Source organism: Oryzisolibacter propanilivorax (genome assembly GCF_900103645.1).
GTDB classification, from domain to species: Bacteria; Pseudomonadota; Gammaproteobacteria; order Burkholderiales; family Burkholderiaceae_C; genus Melaminivora; species Melaminivora propanilivorax.
In genome coordinates, this window is record NZ_FNHP01000014.1 from 1 (window position 1) to 15,745 (window position 15,745).

The following is a 15,745-nucleotide window of genomic DNA, read 5'->3' on the forward strand; positions in this document are numbered from 1 at the left end:
CGCGTGAGCGACATCGTCGGCGAGATCAGCGCCGCCAGCCGCGAGCAAAGCGCCGGCGTGGCGCAGGTGGGCGAGGCGGTGACGCAGATGGACCAGGCTACGCAGCAAAATGCCGCGCTGGTCGAGGAGATGGCGGCGGCTGCCGGTGCGCTGCGCACCCAGGCCAACCAGCTGGTGCAGACGGTGGCGCAGTTCCATGTCAGCGGCGCTTCGGCCGCGCTGCCGGTGCCGCCGCCTGTCGCGGCACGGCCGGCCAGCGCGCCACCCCAGCCGGCACCGCTGGCGCGCACACCCGCCGCGCGCGCGGCTTCGGCTGCGCCGGCTGTCGCCAGCAGTAGCGCAGCCCGCGTCGCGCGGCCCGCACCTCCGGCGCTGCCGGCGAAGGTGGGCGGCGAGGACGACTGGGAGAGCTTCTAGCCGCCTGTGGCGATCGCGCGCGTGCCGGCCGCCAGCTCTGCCAGCGTATCGACATAGCCGTCCGCCGGCACTTCACGCACCGGTCGGCCGTGGTTGTAGCCGTAGCTGACCAGCACCACCGGGCAGCCGGCGGCGCGCGCCGCCTGCGCGTCGTTGCTGGAGTCGCCCAGCATCAGCGTGCGCTCCGGCCGGCTGCCCAGCGCCTCGCAGGTCTTCAGCAGCGGCAGCGGATCGGGCTTCTTGCGCTCGAAGGCATCGCCACCGAAGACCTGTTCGAAATATTCCTCCAGCCCCTTGGCGCGCAACAGCGGCACGGCGAAGGCGGTGGGCTTGTTGGTCAGGCAGGCCAGGCGCAGGCCGGCTTCGCGCAGCGCCTGCAGGCCCTCGCGCACGCCCGGGTAGACCTGCGCGAAACGGCCGTTGATGGCCAGGTAGTGGTGCTGGTAGCGCTCCCAGGCCCGGGGATAGCGGGCCTCCACATTAGCTATCAAATCAGTAGCTAAAAGTCCTGGTGAATCAAGGGCCAGAACCTCCTGGAGCACTGAACGCAGCAAATGCTCGGAACCCTTGCCGACCATGCGCTCGATGGCGCCGGGGGCAATGGCCGGCAGCTGCAGGTCGGCCAGCATCAGGTTCAGCGCCTGGGCAAAGTCGCCCAGGGTGTCGACCATGGTGCCGTCCAGGTCGACGATGGCCGCATCCACCCGCGCCAGCAGGTCGCGCAGATGGGGAGCAGTGGATTCAGGGAGGGTCTGCATGGCGTAACTCCGTGTCTGTGGAAGGCAATAGAAAGCAACGGCAAGGGCCAGGCGGCAGGTGACGGGCTGTGCGCGGCGTCCGACAGCACCCGGGGCCGGGAGCGGACAGCCAGGCCCGGCACTGCGCGCTTAGGCTGTCAGCGCGCATCTTGCCCAGGCGCCCGGCGCCGATTTCACCCAACACCCCAGGAGGATCACCATGGCCCTGCCCCGCTTCACCACCCTTGCCTGCTCCGCTGCCCTGCTGCTGTGCGGCGCCGCCCAGGCGGCCGGCAACAAATCCGGTGACATGCACCACTCGCGCAGTCACTGGCAACAACAGCGTGCGGCCTGTGCCAATCTGCCCGAGGCCAGCCGCGCGCCGTGCATGCGCGAGATGGGCGCCGCCGCGCAGGCGGCCCGTACCGGCGACCTGACCAGTCCGGGCGAGAACACCTACGAGCGCAACGCCATGGCGCGCTGCGAGGTATTCAAGACCCAGCAGGACCAGTCGGACTGCCGCGCGCGCCTGAGCGGCCAGCCGGTGTCGGGCTCGGTGCAAGGCGGCGGCGTGCTGCGCGAGGCGACCACCATGGTGCCGGCACCGCGCCAGTAAGCCGGGCCGCCATGCGTCAGGCCAGTTCGGCACGCATCGCGGCAATGACCGACGCATAGTCCGGCTGGCCGAAGATGGCGCTGCCAGCGACAAAGGTATCGGCGCCGGCATCGGCCACGCGGCGGATGTTGGCCGCCTTGATGCCGCCATCCACTTCCAGCCGGATGTCCTTGCCGCTGGCCTCGATGCGCTTGCGCACCAGTTCGATCTTGCGCAGTGTGCTGTCGATGAAGCTCTGCCCGCCAAAGCCCGGATTGACGCTCATCAGCAGGATCAGATCGAGGTCCTCGATCACCCAGTCCAGCACGTCCAGCGGCATGGCCGGGTTGAAGGTCAGCCCGGCCTTGCAGCCGTGCGCGCGGATGTTCTGGATGCTGCGGTGCACGTGCGCCGATGCGTCCGGGTGGAAGCTGATGTAGTTGGCCCCCGCCTTGGCGAAGGCGCTGGCCAGTTCGTCCACGGGCTGCACCATCAGGTGCACGTCGATAGGCACCGGCACCCCGCCCGGCGTGACCGCGTGGCGCTTGAGCGCCTGGCAGACCATGGGGCCGAAGGTCAGGTTGGGCACGTAATGGTTGTCCATCACATCGAAATGGATCCAGTCGGCGCCAGCGGCGATCACGTCGCGCACCTCCTCGCCCAGGCGGGCGAAGTCGGCCGAGAGAATCGAGGGGGCAATGCGGAAGGTGGGGGAAGTCATGGCGAAATTGTCGCAGCCCCGTCCGCGCCGCGCAGGCCGCCTCGGCTGCGGCCCCGACATCGGGTCGTCACAAGCAGGGTTTACCATCACGCGATGCCGCAATACCAGTTCCAGGCCGCCGTGCAGCCCGAGTACCTGCCCGAGCAATCGGCACCGGCGCAGGGCGTGCACAGCTTTGCCTACACCATCACCGTCACCAACACCGGCACTGTTGCCGCGCAGCTGATCGCGCGCCACTGGGTCATCGTCGACGCCAATGGCCATGTGCAGGAGGTCAAGGGCCTGGGCGTGATCGGCCAGCAGCCGCTGCTGCGGCCGGGCGAATCCTTCCAGTACACCAGCGGCTGCCGCCTGCGCACGCCCAGCGGCACCATGCATGGCAGCTACTTCATGGTGGCCGAGGACGGCGAGCGCTTTGAGTGCCCGGTGCCGCTGTTCGTGCTCGAGGCCAACGCCGGCGCGCCAGGCGGCGACGCCGCGCCCCCCGCCCCCGGCCGGGTGCTGCATTGAGCGCTACGCCGCCCACGCTGGGTCTGCTGCTGGAGAGCCTGGATCCGCACGCCGGCACCGCGCAGCGCCACCTGCAGCTGATCGCCCTGCTGGACTGGATCCGCGGCGACCGCCGCTCGGTCGAGGCGACCACCGCGCGCCTGGCGCTGCTGGTCGAGGCCGCCGAACGCTCTCCCGACCTGGCGGCGCGCGTCGTCGCCTGGTGGCAGGCGCTGACCCAGTCGCTGGACATCACCACGCTGCTGGCCGACTTCGGCTTCGCCCAACGCACCTCCATGGGCAGCGAGCTGATGGAGCGCCTGCGCTACAAGCTGCTGCCGTCCAGCCCGGACACGTTGGACGCCTCCGAGCTGTTCATGCTGGCGCTGCCCAGCGAGTTCGATGCGCGCTGGCTGGCGGCACTCGACGAGGACCTGCTGGCGCGGCTGCGCGCGGTGCTGGCGCCGGCCAGCCTGGAGGACGGCGGCGCCAACGCCTGGCAACTGGCGCTGCTGGACGCCATGACCTACTGCGCCGGGCAGATCCTGTCCACCGGCTTCGCCCCCGAGCTGCGCCTGCGCATGAGCGACGAAGCGCGCGAGGCCCAGCCTTTTCACGCCCTGATCCGCGACGTGGAAAGCCTGCGCGTGGAGGTGCTGCACGCGCTGCGCACCCCCGAGCGGCGCGACGAGGCGGTGCAGCGCCTGCGCGAGCGCCTGGACGCCTGCCGTGCCGCCGCCAGCACGGTGTATGCGCATTTTGAGGAAGGCGGTATCTCGGTGGGCCTGGTGTTCCGCCTGCGCCAGCTGCGCGAGCGCATCCTGCGCGTGCGCGACCTGCTGGACTGCCTGCTGACCCCGCGCCCCGCCGCCTCGGCAGTGCGGCTGCTGGCGCGGCTGGTGACCGTGGGGCGCGAGCGGCGCAGCGTGCGTGCGCTGTTCTCGGCCAGCTCGTCGCTGCTGGCGGCCAAGGTGGCCGAGCGCAATGCCGAGACCGGCGAGCACTACATCACCCGCACTACCGGCGAATACCTGGCGATGGTGCGCATGGCCGCCGGCGGCGGGCTGGTGATGGCCTTCACCACGCTCATCAAGCTGGGGCTGTACGCGCTGGCGCTGCCGGTGTTCTGGGGCGGCTTCATCGCTGGCATGAACTACGCCGCCAGCTTCGTGCTGATCCAGCTGCTGCACTTCACGGTGGCCACCAAGCAGCCGGCGATGACCGCACCGGCCATGGCCGCCAAGCTGGACGACCTGCACGACGACGCCAGCGTGCAGGCCTTCGTGGACAAGGTGACGCAGCTGGTGCGCTCGCAGGTCGCAGCCGTGCTGGGCAACGTGCTGCTGGTGTTCCCGGCGGCGCTGGCGCTGGCCTGGGGCATTGGCTGGCTGCGCGGCGAGCCGGCGCTGGACGCACCGCATGCCCGCCAGGTGCTGCAGTCGCTGCACCTGTTGGGGCCGTCGCTGCTGTTCGCCGCCTTCACCGGCGTGCTGCTGTTCGCCTCCAGCATCTTCGCCGGCTGGGTGGAGAACTGGTTCGTGCTGCGCCGGCTGGACTCGGCCATCGAGTTCAACCCGCGCATCACGCGCGCGCTGGGCCGGCCGCGCGCGGCGCGCTGGGCGCGCTACCTGCGCGAGCACATCTCCGGCTTCGCCGCCAACATCTCGCTGGGCTTCATGCTGGGCCTGACGCCGGCCTTCGCCGGCTTCTTCGGCCTGGGGCTGGAGGTGCGGCACGTCACCCTGACCGCCGGGCAGCTGGGCGCGGCAGCGGCCTCGCTGGGCTGGCAGGCGGTGCACGACAGCGCCTTCTGGTGGGCCATGGCGCTGATCCCGTTCAACGGCGCGCTGAACGTGCTGGTGAGCTTCTACCTGGCTTTCCGCGTCGCGCTGCGCGCGCACAACGTCAGCGGCGTGGACCGTTCGCGCATCTACCGCGCGCTGCGCGCCCGGCTGGCGCGTGCGCCGCTGAGCTTCTTCGTACCCTCGCGCCAGGGCGTCTGATAAGGTGCCTGCTGCGGCGTCCTACATGCCGCAGGCTGCGCCGGCCGATACATTCGGCAAGGAAACACACCTTCGCGCGCACGCCGCCCGCTCTGCAGCGGCGCGCATCCTGCGCGGCCCGTTGCCATGCGCGCCCGCCATCGGGCCGCAACGGCCCATGGGCAGACAACCGTCTCGCCGGATGCGACGGCGGATGCCGATGCCGGAGGGTTCCAATCGGAGATAGTGGTAGATGCATGATTTGATGAGTTTCTGGGCGCAATGGCTGCGCCCGTCGGCTGGTCTGCCGACGGTGCAGTGGTCGCTGTTGCTGGCCGTCGCGGCCCTGGTGGGCTACCTGGTGCAGCGCCATGTCGGCCTGCCCAAAGTGGTTGGCTACACGCTGGTGGGCACAGTCGCCGGGCTGGCCGGGTTTTCCGGGGCGCTGTGGCCGCTGCAGGGCACGGCGCTGTTCCTGGTCGAGCTGGCGGTGGCGGTGGTGCTGTTCGAGGCCGGCGGGCGCATTCCGCTGCGCTGGTTCCGGCACAACCCGATGGTGCTGGTGCAAAGCATTGCCGAGTCGGCGCTGACCTATGCCGCCGTGTACTGGACGCTGTCCTGGCTGGGCGTGCCCGAGCGCGCTAGCGCGCCGCTGGCGCTAGTGGCCATCGCCGCCTCGCCGACGGTGCTGATGCGTGTCGCCGCCGATACCCGTGCCGCCGGCCCGGTGACCGACCGGGCGCTGGTGCTGGCCACGCTGTCGTCGCTGTACGCGCTGGCGCTGGGCAGCGCGCAGGCCAGCGTGCTGCAGCAGCCCGCCGCCGACTGGCGCGAGGCGCTGTACCCGGCGGTGGTGGTGCTGGGCATCTCGATCGCCATGGGGGCGCTCTTGTCGCTGCTGGTGCGCCTGGCGCTGCGGGTGATGAGCCCGACCAGCGAGAACACCGTGATCGTGCTGCTGGCGCTGATCGCTGCCAGCGCCGCGCTGGCGGCGCACCTGGGCGGTTCGGCGCCGCTGGCAGCGCTGCTGGGCGGCATGCTGCTCAAGCAGCTGCATCCGCGCCCCTGGGCCTGGCCGCGCCAGTCCAGCTCGGCAGCGTCCATTTTGAGCATGCTGATGTTCGTGCTGGTCTCCACCGTGGCCGCGCAGGCCGACTGGAGCCTGCTGGTGGCCTGGCTGGTGCTGGCGCTGATCGCCGCGCGCCTGGTGGCCAAGGCACTGGGCGTGGGGCTGGGCAACATCGGCAGCGGCGCCAGCTGGCGCCAGGCGGTGTGGGTCAGCTGCGCCATGGCGCCGATGTCGGCCATCGCCCTGCTGGTGGCCTCGCAGATCGTCGCCGCCGATGCCATCACCGGCCCGCTGATCGCCAGCATCGCCCTGCCCGCCATCTTGCTGATGGAGGTGGGCGGCGCGGTCGTCGCCACCCTGGCGCTGTTTCGCGCCGGCGAGAGCTCGCGCCCCCAGACCGGCGCCGCGGCCGCGCCGCCCGGCAGCGCCGGCAACAAGAAAGATCTGCCATGAGCCTCGAAGCCTTTCAACACTCCGAGCCGCTGACGCTGGGCGTCGAGCTGGAGCTGCAGCTGGTCAACACCCACGACTACGACCTGGCGCCCTACGCCGAGGACATGCTGCGCCTGATGCTCAAGACCCCGCTACCCGGCAGCGTGGTGCCGGAGATGACCACCGGCATGATCGAGGTCTCCACCGGCGTGTGCCACAGCTCCAGCGAAGTGCTGGGTCAGCTGACGCAGATCCGCGACGCGCTGGTGAAAAGCGCCGACAAGCTGAACATCGCCGTGGTCGGCGGCGGCACGCACCCTTTTCAGCAGTGGCACGAGCGGCGCATCTACGACAAACCGCGCTTCCAGGAGCTGTCGCAGCTGTACGGCTACCTGTCCAAGCAGTTCACTATCTTTGGCCAGCACGTGCACGTGGGCTGCCCGAGCGCCGACGAGGCGCTGGTCATGCTGCACCGCATGAGCCGCTATATCCCGCACTTCATCGCGCTGTCGGCATCGAGCCCGTACGTGCAGGCGCACGACACGGCGTTCGACTCGGCGCGGCTGAACTCGGTGTTCGCCTTCCCTTTGTCGGGCCGCGCGCCGTGCGTGCTGACCTGGGAGCAGTTCGGGCAGTACTTCGACAAGATGACGCGCACCGGCGTGGTCAAGAGCATGAAGGACTTCTACTGGGACATCCGCCCCAAGCCCGAATTCGGCACCATCGAGATCCGCGTGTTCGACACGCCGCTGACCATCGAGCGCGCCGCCGCGCTGGCCGGCTTCGTGCAATCGCTGGCGGCCTGGTTCCTGGCCGAGCAGCCCTTCACCCCGGCCGAGGACGATTACCTGGTCTACACCTACAACCGCTTCCAGGCCTGCCGCTTCGGCATGGACGCGGTGTATGTCGACCCGGCCAGCGGCGAGCACATGCCGCTGCGCGAGCACATCGTGCGCACCATCGACCACATCGCGCGCCACGCCACCGGCCTGGGCGCCTCGGGTGCGCTGCACATGCTGCGCGGCGAGGCCACGGCCGGTCAGAACGACGCGCGCTGGCTGCGCGGCAGGATGCAGGACGAGCAGCTGCTGGCCGAGGTCAGCCGGCAGGCGGCGCTGCGCTTTCGCGGGGGAACTTGACCACCCTTCAGTCGCCTGCGGCGCCTTCCCCCAGGGGACGCCGCCCGTGGACAGGCGCAGCCTGATCCACGGCGGCCGCTGGCCTGAGACGCGCCGGTTTTCAGGCGACCACTGCTTTTGACAGCGCCGGGCTGCAACAGCGGGATATGGGCGAGCCATCGAACGCCAGCACGTGTAACCCCTGGGCGCACCCGCCGGTCGGGACGCATCGCGCACAATCGTCCCCATGGGTGAATTCGATCTGATCGCACGCTACTTCGCGCGTCCCGCGCGGCGCTCGCCCCTGGGCGTGGGCGACGACTGCGCACTGCTGGCGCCCCGGCCGGGCATGCAGCTGGCGGTCTCCAGCGACATGCTGGTCGAGGGCCGGCACTTCTTTCCCGACGTTTATCCCGCGCACCTAGGTCACAAGGCGCTGGCGGTGAACCTGTCGGACTTGGCGGCCTGCGGCGCGCGGCCGCTGGCGTTCACCCTGGCGCTGGCGCTGCCGCGCGTGGACGCGGTCTGGCTGGAGGGCTTCTCGCAAGGCCTGCTGGCGCTGGCGGACGCGCACGGCTGCGAGCTGGTGGGCGGCGACACCACGCAGGGGCCGCTGAACATTTGCATCACCGTCTTCGGCGAGGTACCCGCCAGCGCCGCCCTGCTGCGCAGCGGCGCGCGCCCGGGCGACGACGTGTGGCTCAGCGGGCGCACTGGCCAGGCGCGCCTGGCGCTGGATGCGCTGCGCGGGCAGATCCACGCCGATGACGCCCTGCTGACCCTGCTGCGCCAGCGCCTGGAGCGCCCCATGCCGCGCCTGGCGCTGGGTCAGCGCCTGGTGGGGCTGGCCAGCAGCGCCATCGACGTCAGTGACGGCCTGCTAGGCGACTTCTCGCACATTTTGTCGGCTTCGCGCGTGGGCGCCCGCATCGATATCGACGTTGCTACCGATTTGCTAGCTGGATGCCAGCGATTGCAAAGGGCCGGAGGCGGATTTGACCGTGGACTGCTGATGCGCTGCGCGCTGGCGGGCGGCGACGATTACGAGCTGGTGTTCACCGCCCACCCCGACCGCCGCGACGCCGTCGAGGCCGCTGGCGCGGACAGCGGCACGCGCGTGACGCGCATCGGCAGCATCGAGGCGCAGCCTGGCCTGCGGCTGGTGGACCGCACCGGCGCAGCGCTGAACGGGCGCTTTCCATCGTTCGATCACTTCGCGTCCTGACGGCCACTCTCGTTCCTGCCATCCTCCCCGCATCTGCCCTGCATGCCCACCATCACCCCGCGTCCGCCACACCGTTTCCTGCTCGCCCACCCCGCTCACTTCCTCGCCCTGGGCGCCGGCAGCGGCCTGTCCCCCATGGCCCCCGGCACGGTGGGCACGCTGTGGGGCTGGCTGGCCTTTCTGGTGCTGCAGCTGTGGCTGTCCCCTGGCGCCTTGGGACTGCTGATCGCCGTGGCGCTGCCCGTCGGCTGGTGGGCCTGCACGGTGACGGCGCGGCATCTGGACGTGGCCGACCCCGGTGCCATCGTCTGGGACGAGATCGTCGCCATCTGGCTGATCCTGTGGCTGGCCATGCCGATGGGCTTTGTCGGCCAGCTGGCGGCGTTCGCGCTGTTTCGCTACTTCGACGCCGCCAAGCCCGGGCCGGTGGCCTGGGCCGACCAATTGTTCAAGGGTTTCGGCTGGCGCGGCGGGCTGGGCATCATGCTCGACGACCTGGTGGCGGCGGGCTGCACACTGCTGGTTATCGCGCTGTGGCGGCACTTCCTGCCATGACGCTATCGAAACAGGAGCTGGATGTCGTGACAAACAATGGGCCACAGGCCGATTTGACCCATATCTCGGAAGCGCTGCTGGCGCACGGCTGGATGCTGGTCACGGCCGAGAGCTGCACCGGCGGAATGATCGCCTCCGCCTGCACCGACCGCGCCGGCTCCAGCCAATGGTTCGAGCGCGGCTTCGTCAGCTACTCCAATGCCGCCAAGACCGAGCTGCTGGGCGTGGACGCGGCGCTGATCGCGCGCCACGGCGCCGTGAGCGAGCCGGTGGCGCGCGCCATGGCCGAGGGGGCGCTCGCGCGGTCGCATGCCCAGGTCAGCGTCGCCGTGACCGGCGTGGCCGGCCCGTCGGGCGGCAGCGCGGACAAGCCGGTGGGCACCGTGTGGCTGGCCTGGTGCGTGGCTGGGCGCACGCACAGCGAACTGCGCCATTTCGACGGCGACCGCGCCGCCGTGCGCCAGGCGACGCTGGCGCACGCGCTGGCGCGGCTGGCGCGGCTGCTGGATCAGGCGGCGGAGCCTGTCACGCCCCGCAGCACTTCTTGAACTTCTTGCCGCTGCCGCACGGGCAAGGGTCGTTGCGCCCGGGCTGGCCGGCGCTGATGCGCTGCTCGACGCGCGGGCCCAGGCTGTGCCAGATGCGGTACAGGTCATAGACCGCCCAGATGGCCTCGCCGAAGGTCTCCAGGCGTTCCTGGCTGGTGCTGGGCGGGCCGTCCTCGTCGTACATGCACAGCACCGGCTCGCCCTTGTCGTCTTCGGCCAGGTCCTCGATGGTCTGCAGCGAGTCGGCGATCCATTCAGCCGTGTCCTTGTCGCGCGGCGGCTCCCAATCGTCGGACCAGCCATCGGCGACGAACAGAAAGCCCGCCGCCCAGATCTGGCCGAACGCCGGCACCTCCTCTCCTTCCATCTCGGCGCGCTCCTCCTCGGGCAGGCCGGCGATGGCGCCGCGCATGTCGATGACCTCGGGCTGAAAGGCGTCGTCGGCGTCCAGCGCCTCGGGCTCTTCGGCCAGCTGCGCCTGCACCTGGTCCCAGCGCTGCTGCCACAGCTGCACGAAGCGCTGCTGCTGCGCCAGGTCCTGGAAGGGGGGCAGCAGCGGCAGCGGCTCGTCGGGCGCCAGCACCGCGTCGGTGTCGGCGATCAGCACCGGCAGCCATTCGTGCGGCCCGATGGGGCGGCGCGAGCACACCAGCGCGGTCAGCGCACCGTCGCAGAACTCCCAGTGCGGCACCAGCTCGTCGCGCGTGCGCAGGTCGTCCAGCAGGGCGTCGAGCTCGTCGAGCTCGGCCGGGCCGAAGGTGGAGGAAGAGGGGGTGGAGGCGGCTTCGGTCATGGCGCGCAGGGTGTGGCTGAGCAGGGCCGGGCAGTGTAGCGCCTGGCCCATACTCGGCGCATGTCCGACCGCCCTGCCCCTGGCCCCCTGCGCGACCCCGCCGCCTTCCTGGCGCAGCAACTGCCGCTGCAGCGCCAGACCGTCGCGCGCCATGTGCTGGAAGGCGGCGCGGTGGTGTGGCTCAAGCGCGCCGGGCCGCGCCGCTCGCGCACCGGCTACCGCGCGCTGGCCTTGGCGGCGCGCGTGCTGCGCCTGCCGGTGCTGACCCCCGTGCCCACCCCCGGCGGGCGCGCGGCCATCGCCACCGAGGTGCGCCGCCTGCACGAGCTGCAGGCGCGCGGCGTGCGCGTGCCGCAGGTGCTGGCCGCCGCCGAGGACGGCTTCCTGATGGCCGACCTGGGCGCGCCGGGGCAGGACACGCCGTCGCTGGCCAAGGAGCTGAACCACGCCCTGCCCGCCGGGGGGGGCGCCGTGCTGGCGCTGTGGACGCAGGGCCTGGCCACCCTCGCCGACGTGCACGCGCGCGGCGCCTGCCTGAGCCAGGCCTTCGCGCGCAACCTGGTGCGCTGCCCGGACGGGCGCATCGCCTGCATCGACTTCGAGGACGACCCGGCCGCCGTGCTGCCGCCCGCGCTGTGCCAGTGGCGCGACGCGCTGTGCTATGCGCACTCGACGGCGCTGCACCTGGCGCAGGCCGGCGTGCTGCCCGAGGCGCGCGCCGCCTGGCAGCGCTGGCAGGCGCAGCCGCCCTACGGGCCTGAACTGCAGGCGCTGGCGCGGCAGACCGCGGCGCGCCTGGCCTGGCTGCGCCACCTGCCCGCCGACCGCCGCTGGGGACGCGACGCGCAGCGCGTGCGCGCGGCGTGGGAGCTGCTGTCGTCGCTATGAAAACAGCAGCTAAAGGCCCTTGATATATATGGGCTGGAGGCGCTTTTCGCTCACTCTTCGCAGGTCCACTCCACCTGCGCGCCCAGGCTGCGCAGGTTCTCCACGAAGCGCGGGTGCGCGCGCCGGATCGGCAGGGCATTGCGGATCTCCGAGCGCCCCGGGATGCTGGCCGCGACCATGAACAGCGCGATGGCCACGCGGATGATGTAGGGGCTCTCGACCACCGCCGGCGTCAGCTGGCCGCCGCCGAAGGTGACGATGCGGTGCGGGTCGGACGAGAAGACATGCGCGCCGAACTTGGACAGCTCGCTGGTCCAGCCCAGGGCGCCGTCGTAGACCTTGTTCCAGAACATGGCGTTGCCCTGCGCGCGCACGCCCAGGGCGATGAAGATCGGCAGCAGGTCGACGGGGAAGTACGGCCAGGGCGCGGCCTCGACCTTGGTCAGCACGTTGGCGGTGAACGGCGTCTGCACCGTCAAAGGGCCGGCCACGCGTGCGCACGACCAGCCGCCTTCGTGCTCGACGCGCACGCCGAATTTCTCGAACGTGCGGTCGATCAGCGGGAAGTTCTCCGGCGCGCTGTTCTTCACGCGCACGTCGCCGCCGGTGATCGCGCCCAGCGCCAGGAAGGTGGTGATCTCGTGGAAATCCTCGTCGAAGCGGAACTCGCCGCCGCCCAGTTCGCCGCCGCCGTGCACCACCAGGCGCGAGGTGCCGATGCCCTCGATCCTCACACCCAGCAGCTGCATGAAGCGGCAGAACTCCTGCACGTGCGGCTCGGACGCGGCGTTGGTCAGCGTCGAGGTGCCCGGCGCGCCCGCGGCGCACAGCACGAAGTTCTCGGTGGTGGTGACCGAGGCGTAGTCCAGCCAGTGCTGCACGGGCTGCAGTGCCCCGGTGCGGCGCACCAGCAGCGAGCCCTCGGTGCGCTCGACCTCGGCGCCGAAGTGGCGAAACACCTCGACGTGCGGGTCGATTTCGCGCACGCCCAGGGTGCAGCCCTTGATGTTGTCCTCCAGCCGCGCCACGCCGAAGCGCGCCAGCAGCGGCGGCACCAGCATGATGGACGAGCGCATCTCCTCGGGCAGGCGGTGCTGCGAGGCGTCGAAGTGCGTGTGCTCGTGGTGCAGCGTCAGCACGCCGGCCGCCTCGTCCAAGTGCACCTGGCTGCCCAGGGCGCGGAAGATGTCCAGGATCTTGCGCACGTCGGTGATGTCGGGCACGCCCACCAGGCGCAGCGGCGCGCGTGTCAGCAGCGTGGCGCACAGCACCGGCAGCACGGCGTTCTTGTTGGCGGAAGGGGTGATGCGCCCGCGAAGCGGCGCGCCGCCGTGCACGATGAGATTGGACATGGGAAAGGGAAGCGAAAAAGACGCGGCCGCGCGGGCCGAAAACAGCCCGGCACTGTAGCGCCAACGCATGCGCAGACTGTTGCGGCGGGTTTTTTCCATGGGGCGCGCGGCATGGCCCCGCGGCAGGCGGCACCGGCTGCCGCGTGTCGCGCCAGCCGCCGGTGCCGGGCTGGCGCGGCGTCCGACAGTCCTGTAGCGGCCACCGGGCCTATCGTGGCTGCGCGTTGATGCAGCCATGACGTTTGGTTGCAGCCACGCGGCTTTTGCGTTTTTTCGGGTTTGCCCGCTCTCTTTTTTGGCACCGCGCCGCAGTTTTCGGCCTTCGCAGCATGGCTACCCGCTCTTCTGATACCCCATCCCCGGCCCAGCCGCCGGTGGCGCCCGCTGGCGCCGACGATTCGCTGGAAGTCTCCACCCCCGCACTGACCCTGGCCGGCTGGCGCCAGTTCGCCGCCGTCGCCGGCCCGTACTGGAAGGGCGAGCAGCGGATGGCGGCCTGGACGCGCCTGGGCCTGCTGATCCTGCTGATGCTGTGCGAGACCCAGCTGGCGGTGCTGCTGGTCGAGCGCACCGGCGAGATCACCTCGGCGCTGGCCGCGCGCGAGCGTGAGCGCTTTTGGTCCGAGGTCATCGGCTGCCTGATCGTGCTGGGCTTCGCGGTGCCGGTGTATGCCTTCTACTACTACATGCGCGATGCCTTCGCCAACCACTGGCGGCGCTGGCTTACGCACCGCTTCCTGGACGGCTACCTGGGCGGGCGGCGCTACTACGAGCTGGCCGCGCAGGGCGGCATCGACAACCCGGACCAGCGCATCAGCGAGGACATCAACACCTTCACCGGGCGCTCGACGCACTTCCTGCTGATCTTTTTGGGCGCGTTCATGCAGCTGGTGGCCTTCAGCGCCGTGCTGTGGTCGATTTCGCGCTTGCTGGTGGCTTTTTTGGCGGTGTACGCGCTGGCCGGCACCGTGATCGCGCTGTGGGTCTACGGCGCGCCGCTGATCCGGCTGAACTTCTGGCAGCTGCGGCGCGAGGCGGACTTCCGCTTCGCGCTGATGCGCCTGCGCGAGAACGCCGAGTCGATTGCCTTCTACCGCGGCGAGGCGCAGGAGCGCGCGCTGCTGGACACACGCTTCGACGCGGCGTTCCACAACTTCGCGCAGCTGATCCGGCGCCAGCGCTCGCTGAACCTGTTCCAGCGCGGCTTCAGCCAGCTCACCGTGGTCATCCCGGCGGTGATCCTGGCGGACGCCGTGCTGTCGGGCGAGATGGAGGTCGGCCGCGCCATCCAGGCCGGCGGCGCGTTTGCCGCCATCCTGGCCTCGGTGTCGCTGATCGTGGACAACTTCGAGAGCCTGAGCCGCTTCGTCGCCGGCATCGGGCGGCTGCACACGCTGGCGCAGGCGCTGCTGGGCGCGCCGGCCGAGCACGAGCCGCACGAGCCCGCCGCCACGCGCGCCGAACGCCGCGACGAGCGCCGCCGGCGCCGCCAGCTGCGCCGCGCGCGGCGCCAGGCACGGCGCAGTGGCCAGCCCCGGCCCACGGCAGCGGCGGACGAAGCACCAGCGCCCGCGGACACGCGCATCGCCTGCGCCGAGGGGCCGCATCTGGCCATCGACAACCTGACGCTGTATACGCCGCAGGGCACGCGCCTGCTGGTGCGCGGCCTGCGGATGGAGCTGCCGCCGGGCGAGGCCTTGCTGATCACCGGCCCCAGCGGCTGCGGCAAGAGCTCGCTGCTGCGCGCCATCGCCGGCCTGTGGCGCACCGGCGAGGGCCGGCTGCAGCACCCACCGGCGCTGGAGACCTTCTTCCTGCCGCAGCGCCCCTACATGCAGCCCGGCAGCCTGCGCAGCCAACTGCTGTACCCGGCGCAGGCGCTGGACGGCGTGGACGACGCGCGGCTGCTGCAGATCCTGCAGGAGGTGCAGCTGCCCGAGCTGGCGCAGCGCGTGGGCGGCCTGGACGCGGTGCGCGAATGGGACAAGGAATTGTCGGTGGGCGAGCAGCAGCGCCTGGCCTTCGCCCGGGTCCTGGCGCATGCGCCACACACCGTCATCCTGGACGAGGCCACCAGCGCGCTGGACAGCGCCAACGAGGCCGCGCTATACGCCCGCCTGCGCGCCAGCGGCGCCACGCTGATCAGCATCGCCCACCGGCCGGCCGTGCTGGCGCACCACACGCAGGTGCTGCAGCTGCTGGGCGACGGCGGCTGGGCGCTGCACCCGGCGGAAGGCTTCGTGTTCGACGAATAGGGCGCGTACCGGCGCACCCCGGGTGCGCCGTCTCGCAGACGGGTCGTGCCAGGCACTTCACGACCGGGCACTGGGGTGCTGGACTTGGCATGGCCAGGCCCCGATCAGACGCCATCAGGACACGCCGCCGCCACCTGCGCGCCATGTCGCTCGGCCAGGCGCTTGCGCAGGCGCAGCACGGCGCGGTCCTTGGACAGCAGCAGCGCACCATGCGCGGCGGCCAAGTCGATGAACTTCTGGTCGTCGGCGTCCTTGCAGACGCAGCCGGCGCGCGGCGCCTCCTCCAGCAACCGCACGCGGGCGTCGAAGCCGGCCAGCACGGCGACGGCGTCCAGCGCCTGGCGTTGCAGGCGCGCGGCAATGTGTGGGTAGGCCAGCACCAGCGCCAGCTCGCAGCGCATGGGCGGCGTGGCGATCCACTGCAGCCGGCCAGCATCCAGCGCCCGGCGCAGCGACGCGGTCGCCGGGTCGCCGAACATCAGCAGGTCCAGCGCGATGTTGGTGTCCACCACCACCGGTCGGCCTCCATCGGCAGGCCGAAACGGAGCGCAGCCGGCGTGCGCTGCCGG

15 protein-coding genes and 1 pseudogene are annotated in these 15,745 nt (G+C 71.1%); 11 read left to right on the forward strand and 5 right to left on the reverse strand.

Annotation, left to right across the window (positions count from 1 at the left end; translation table 11 throughout):
• A pseudogene (locus tag BLQ61_RS16315) lies at positions 1 to 417 on the forward strand (methyl-accepting chemotaxis protein); the annotation flags it as partial.
• Here BLQ61_RS16315 and gph read toward each other — a convergent pair.
• Positions 414 to 1,175 (reverse strand): phosphoglycolate phosphatase, encoded by a 762-nt coding sequence (gene gph / locus BLQ61_RS16320; protein ID WP_091572791.1) that lies wholly within the window; start codon positions 1,173 to 1,175, stop codon positions 414 to 416. The pseudogene BLQ61_RS16315 and the gene gph overlap by 4 nt on opposite strands.
• 199 nt (positions 1,176 to 1,374) lie before the next feature.
• Between gph and BLQ61_RS16325 the strand changes: the two genes are divergently transcribed.
• Positions 1,375 to 1,770, forward strand: coding sequence for a hypothetical protein (locus BLQ61_RS16325; RefSeq protein ID WP_091572793.1), 396 nt, complete (start codon positions 1,375 to 1,377; stop codon positions 1,768 to 1,770).
• A 16-nt stretch (positions 1,771 to 1,786) separates the two neighbouring features.
• Here BLQ61_RS16325 and rpe read toward each other — a convergent pair whose 3' ends face one another.
• The gene (rpe, locus tag BLQ61_RS16330; RefSeq protein ID WP_091572796.1) at positions 1,787 to 2,470 is read right to left on the reverse strand and encodes a ribulose-phosphate 3-epimerase; all 684 of its coding nucleotides are present in this window, start codon (positions 2,468 to 2,470) and stop codon (positions 1,787 to 1,789) included.
• A gap of 93 nt (positions 2,471 to 2,563) precedes the next feature.
• Between rpe and apaG the strand changes: the two genes are divergently transcribed.
• The 7 genes from apaG to BLQ61_RS16365 all read left to right on the forward strand — a co-directional run bounded on the left by apaG (position 2,564) and on the right by BLQ61_RS16365 (position 9,888).
• Positions 2,564 to 2,980 carry a Co2+/Mg2+ efflux protein ApaG gene (gene apaG, locus BLQ61_RS16335; RefSeq protein WP_091572798.1) on the forward strand — a complete coding sequence of 139 codons (417 nt, stop codon included), beginning with the start codon at positions 2,564 to 2,566 and terminating at the stop codon, positions 2,978 to 2,980.
• Positions 2,977 to 4,962 (forward strand): site-specific recombinase, encoded by a 1,986-nt coding sequence (locus BLQ61_RS16340; RefSeq protein WP_091572801.1) that lies wholly within the window; start codon positions 2,977 to 2,979, stop codon positions 4,960 to 4,962. Before apaG ends, BLQ61_RS16340 begins: the two co-directional genes overlap by 4 nt.
• A gap of 232 nt (positions 4,963 to 5,194) precedes the next feature.
• Complete coding sequence (locus tag BLQ61_RS16345) at positions 5,195 to 6,463, forward strand: cation:proton antiporter (protein ID WP_091572804.1); 1,269 nt, start codon at positions 5,195 to 5,197, stop codon at positions 6,461 to 6,463.
• Positions 6,460 to 7,581 (forward strand): YbdK family carboxylate-amine ligase, encoded by a 1,122-nt coding sequence (locus BLQ61_RS16350; RefSeq protein WP_091572806.1) that lies wholly within the window; start codon positions 6,460 to 6,462, stop codon positions 7,579 to 7,581. The genes BLQ61_RS16345 and BLQ61_RS16350 overlap by 4 nt, the downstream gene beginning before the upstream one ends.
• Positions 7,582 to 7,807: 226 nt before the next feature.
• Positions 7,808 to 8,785, forward strand: coding sequence for a thiamine-phosphate kinase (gene thiL / locus BLQ61_RS16355; protein ID WP_091572809.1), 978 nt, complete (start codon positions 7,808 to 7,810; stop codon positions 8,783 to 8,785).
• A gap of 42 nt (positions 8,786 to 8,827) precedes the next feature.
• Entirely contained in the window at positions 8,828 to 9,340 is a 513-nt protein-coding gene (locus tag BLQ61_RS16360) for a phosphatidylglycerophosphatase A family protein (protein ID WP_091572812.1), read from the forward strand.
• A gap of 92 nt (positions 9,341 to 9,432) precedes the next feature.
• Positions 9,433 to 9,888 carry a CinA family protein gene (locus tag BLQ61_RS16365; protein WP_245704112.1) on the forward strand — a complete coding sequence of 152 codons (456 nt, stop codon included), beginning with the start codon at positions 9,433 to 9,435 and terminating at the stop codon, positions 9,886 to 9,888.
• On the opposite strand, the gene BLQ61_RS16370 is transcribed toward BLQ61_RS16365, so the two are convergent.
• Complete coding sequence (locus tag BLQ61_RS16370) at positions 9,866 to 10,681, reverse strand: YecA/YgfB family protein (protein ID WP_091572938.1); 816 nt, start codon at positions 10,679 to 10,681, stop codon at positions 9,866 to 9,868. The two genes, BLQ61_RS16365 and BLQ61_RS16370, sit on opposite strands and share 23 nt — an antisense overlap.
• Positions 10,682 to 10,741: 60 nt before the next feature.
• Between BLQ61_RS16370 and BLQ61_RS16375 the strand changes: the two genes are divergently transcribed.
• Complete coding sequence (locus BLQ61_RS16375) at positions 10,742 to 11,569, forward strand: BUD32 family EKC/KEOPS complex subunit (protein ID WP_091572817.1); 828 nt, start codon at positions 10,742 to 10,744, stop codon at positions 11,567 to 11,569.
• A 50-nt stretch (positions 11,570 to 11,619) separates the two neighbouring features.
• Here BLQ61_RS16375 and BLQ61_RS16380 read toward each other — a convergent pair whose 3' ends face one another.
• Positions 11,620 to 12,921 carry a UDP-N-acetylglucosamine 1-carboxyvinyltransferase gene (locus BLQ61_RS16380; RefSeq protein WP_091572940.1) on the reverse strand — a complete coding sequence of 434 codons (1,302 nt, stop codon included), beginning with the start codon at positions 12,919 to 12,921 and terminating at the stop codon, positions 11,620 to 11,622.
• A 329-nt stretch (positions 12,922 to 13,250) separates the two neighbouring features.
• Between BLQ61_RS16380 and BLQ61_RS16385 the strand changes: the two genes are divergently transcribed.
• Positions 13,251 to 15,176: an ABC transporter ATP-binding protein/permease gene (locus tag BLQ61_RS16385; protein WP_091572820.1), complete on the forward strand. Its 1,926-nt coding sequence runs from the start codon at positions 13,251 to 13,253 to the stop codon at positions 15,174 to 15,176.
• Between the two features lie 104 nt (positions 15,177 to 15,280).
• Here the strand turns inward: BLQ61_RS16385 and BLQ61_RS16390 are convergent, their stop codons facing one another.
• Positions 15,281 to 15,691: a PIN domain-containing protein gene (locus tag BLQ61_RS16390; protein WP_245704113.1), complete on the reverse strand. Its 411-nt coding sequence runs from the start codon at positions 15,689 to 15,691 to the stop codon at positions 15,281 to 15,283.
• Between the last annotated feature and the right edge of the window lie 54 nt (positions 15,692 to 15,745).

What these genes read in the sequence shown, in the direction of transcription:
- BLQ61_RS16360 (WP_091572812.1), top strand. Translation starts at nt 8,828, where the DNA reads ATGCCCACCATCACCCCGCGTCCGCCACACCGTTTCCTGCTCGCCCAC.
- BLQ61_RS16345 (WP_091572804.1), top strand. Translation starts at nt 5,195, where the DNA reads ATGCATGATTTGATGAGTTTCTGGGCGCAATGGCTGCGCCCGTCGGCT.
- BLQ61_RS16370 (WP_091572938.1), bottom strand. Translation starts at nt 10,681, where the DNA reads ATGACCGAAGCCGCCTCCACCCCCTCTTCCTCCACCTTCGGCCCGGCC.
- thiL (WP_091572809.1), top strand. Translation starts at nt 7,808, where the DNA reads ATGGGTGAATTCGATCTGATCGCACGCTACTTCGCGCGTCCCGCGCGG.
- BLQ61_RS16380 (WP_091572940.1), bottom strand. Translation starts at nt 12,921, where the DNA reads ATGTCCAATCTCATCGTGCACGGCGGCGCGCCGCTTCGCGGGCGCATC.
- BLQ61_RS16325 (WP_091572793.1), top strand. Translation starts at nt 1,375, where the DNA reads ATGGCCCTGCCCCGCTTCACCACCCTTGCCTGCTCCGCTGCCCTGCTG.
- apaG (WP_091572798.1), top strand. Translation starts at nt 2,564, where the DNA reads ATGCCGCAATACCAGTTCCAGGCCGCCGTGCAGCCCGAGTACCTGCCC.
- gph (WP_091572791.1), bottom strand. Translation starts at nt 1,175, where the DNA reads ATGCAGACCCTCCCTGAATCCACTGCTCCCCATCTGCGCGACCTGCTG.
- BLQ61_RS16375 (WP_091572817.1), top strand. Translation starts at nt 10,742, where the DNA reads ATGTCCGACCGCCCTGCCCCTGGCCCCCTGCGCGACCCCGCCGCCTTC.
- rpe (WP_091572796.1), bottom strand. Translation starts at nt 2,470, where the DNA reads ATGACTTCCCCCACCTTCCGCATTGCCCCCTCGATTCTCTCGGCCGAC.
- BLQ61_RS16385 (WP_091572820.1), top strand. Translation starts at nt 13,251, where the DNA reads ATGGCTACCCGCTCTTCTGATACCCCATCCCCGGCCCAGCCGCCGGTG.
- BLQ61_RS16365 (WP_245704112.1), top strand. Translation starts at nt 9,433, where the DNA reads ATGCTGGTCACGGCCGAGAGCTGCACCGGCGGAATGATCGCCTCCGCC.
- BLQ61_RS16350 (WP_091572806.1), top strand. Translation starts at nt 6,460, where the DNA reads ATGAGCCTCGAAGCCTTTCAACACTCCGAGCCGCTGACGCTGGGCGTC.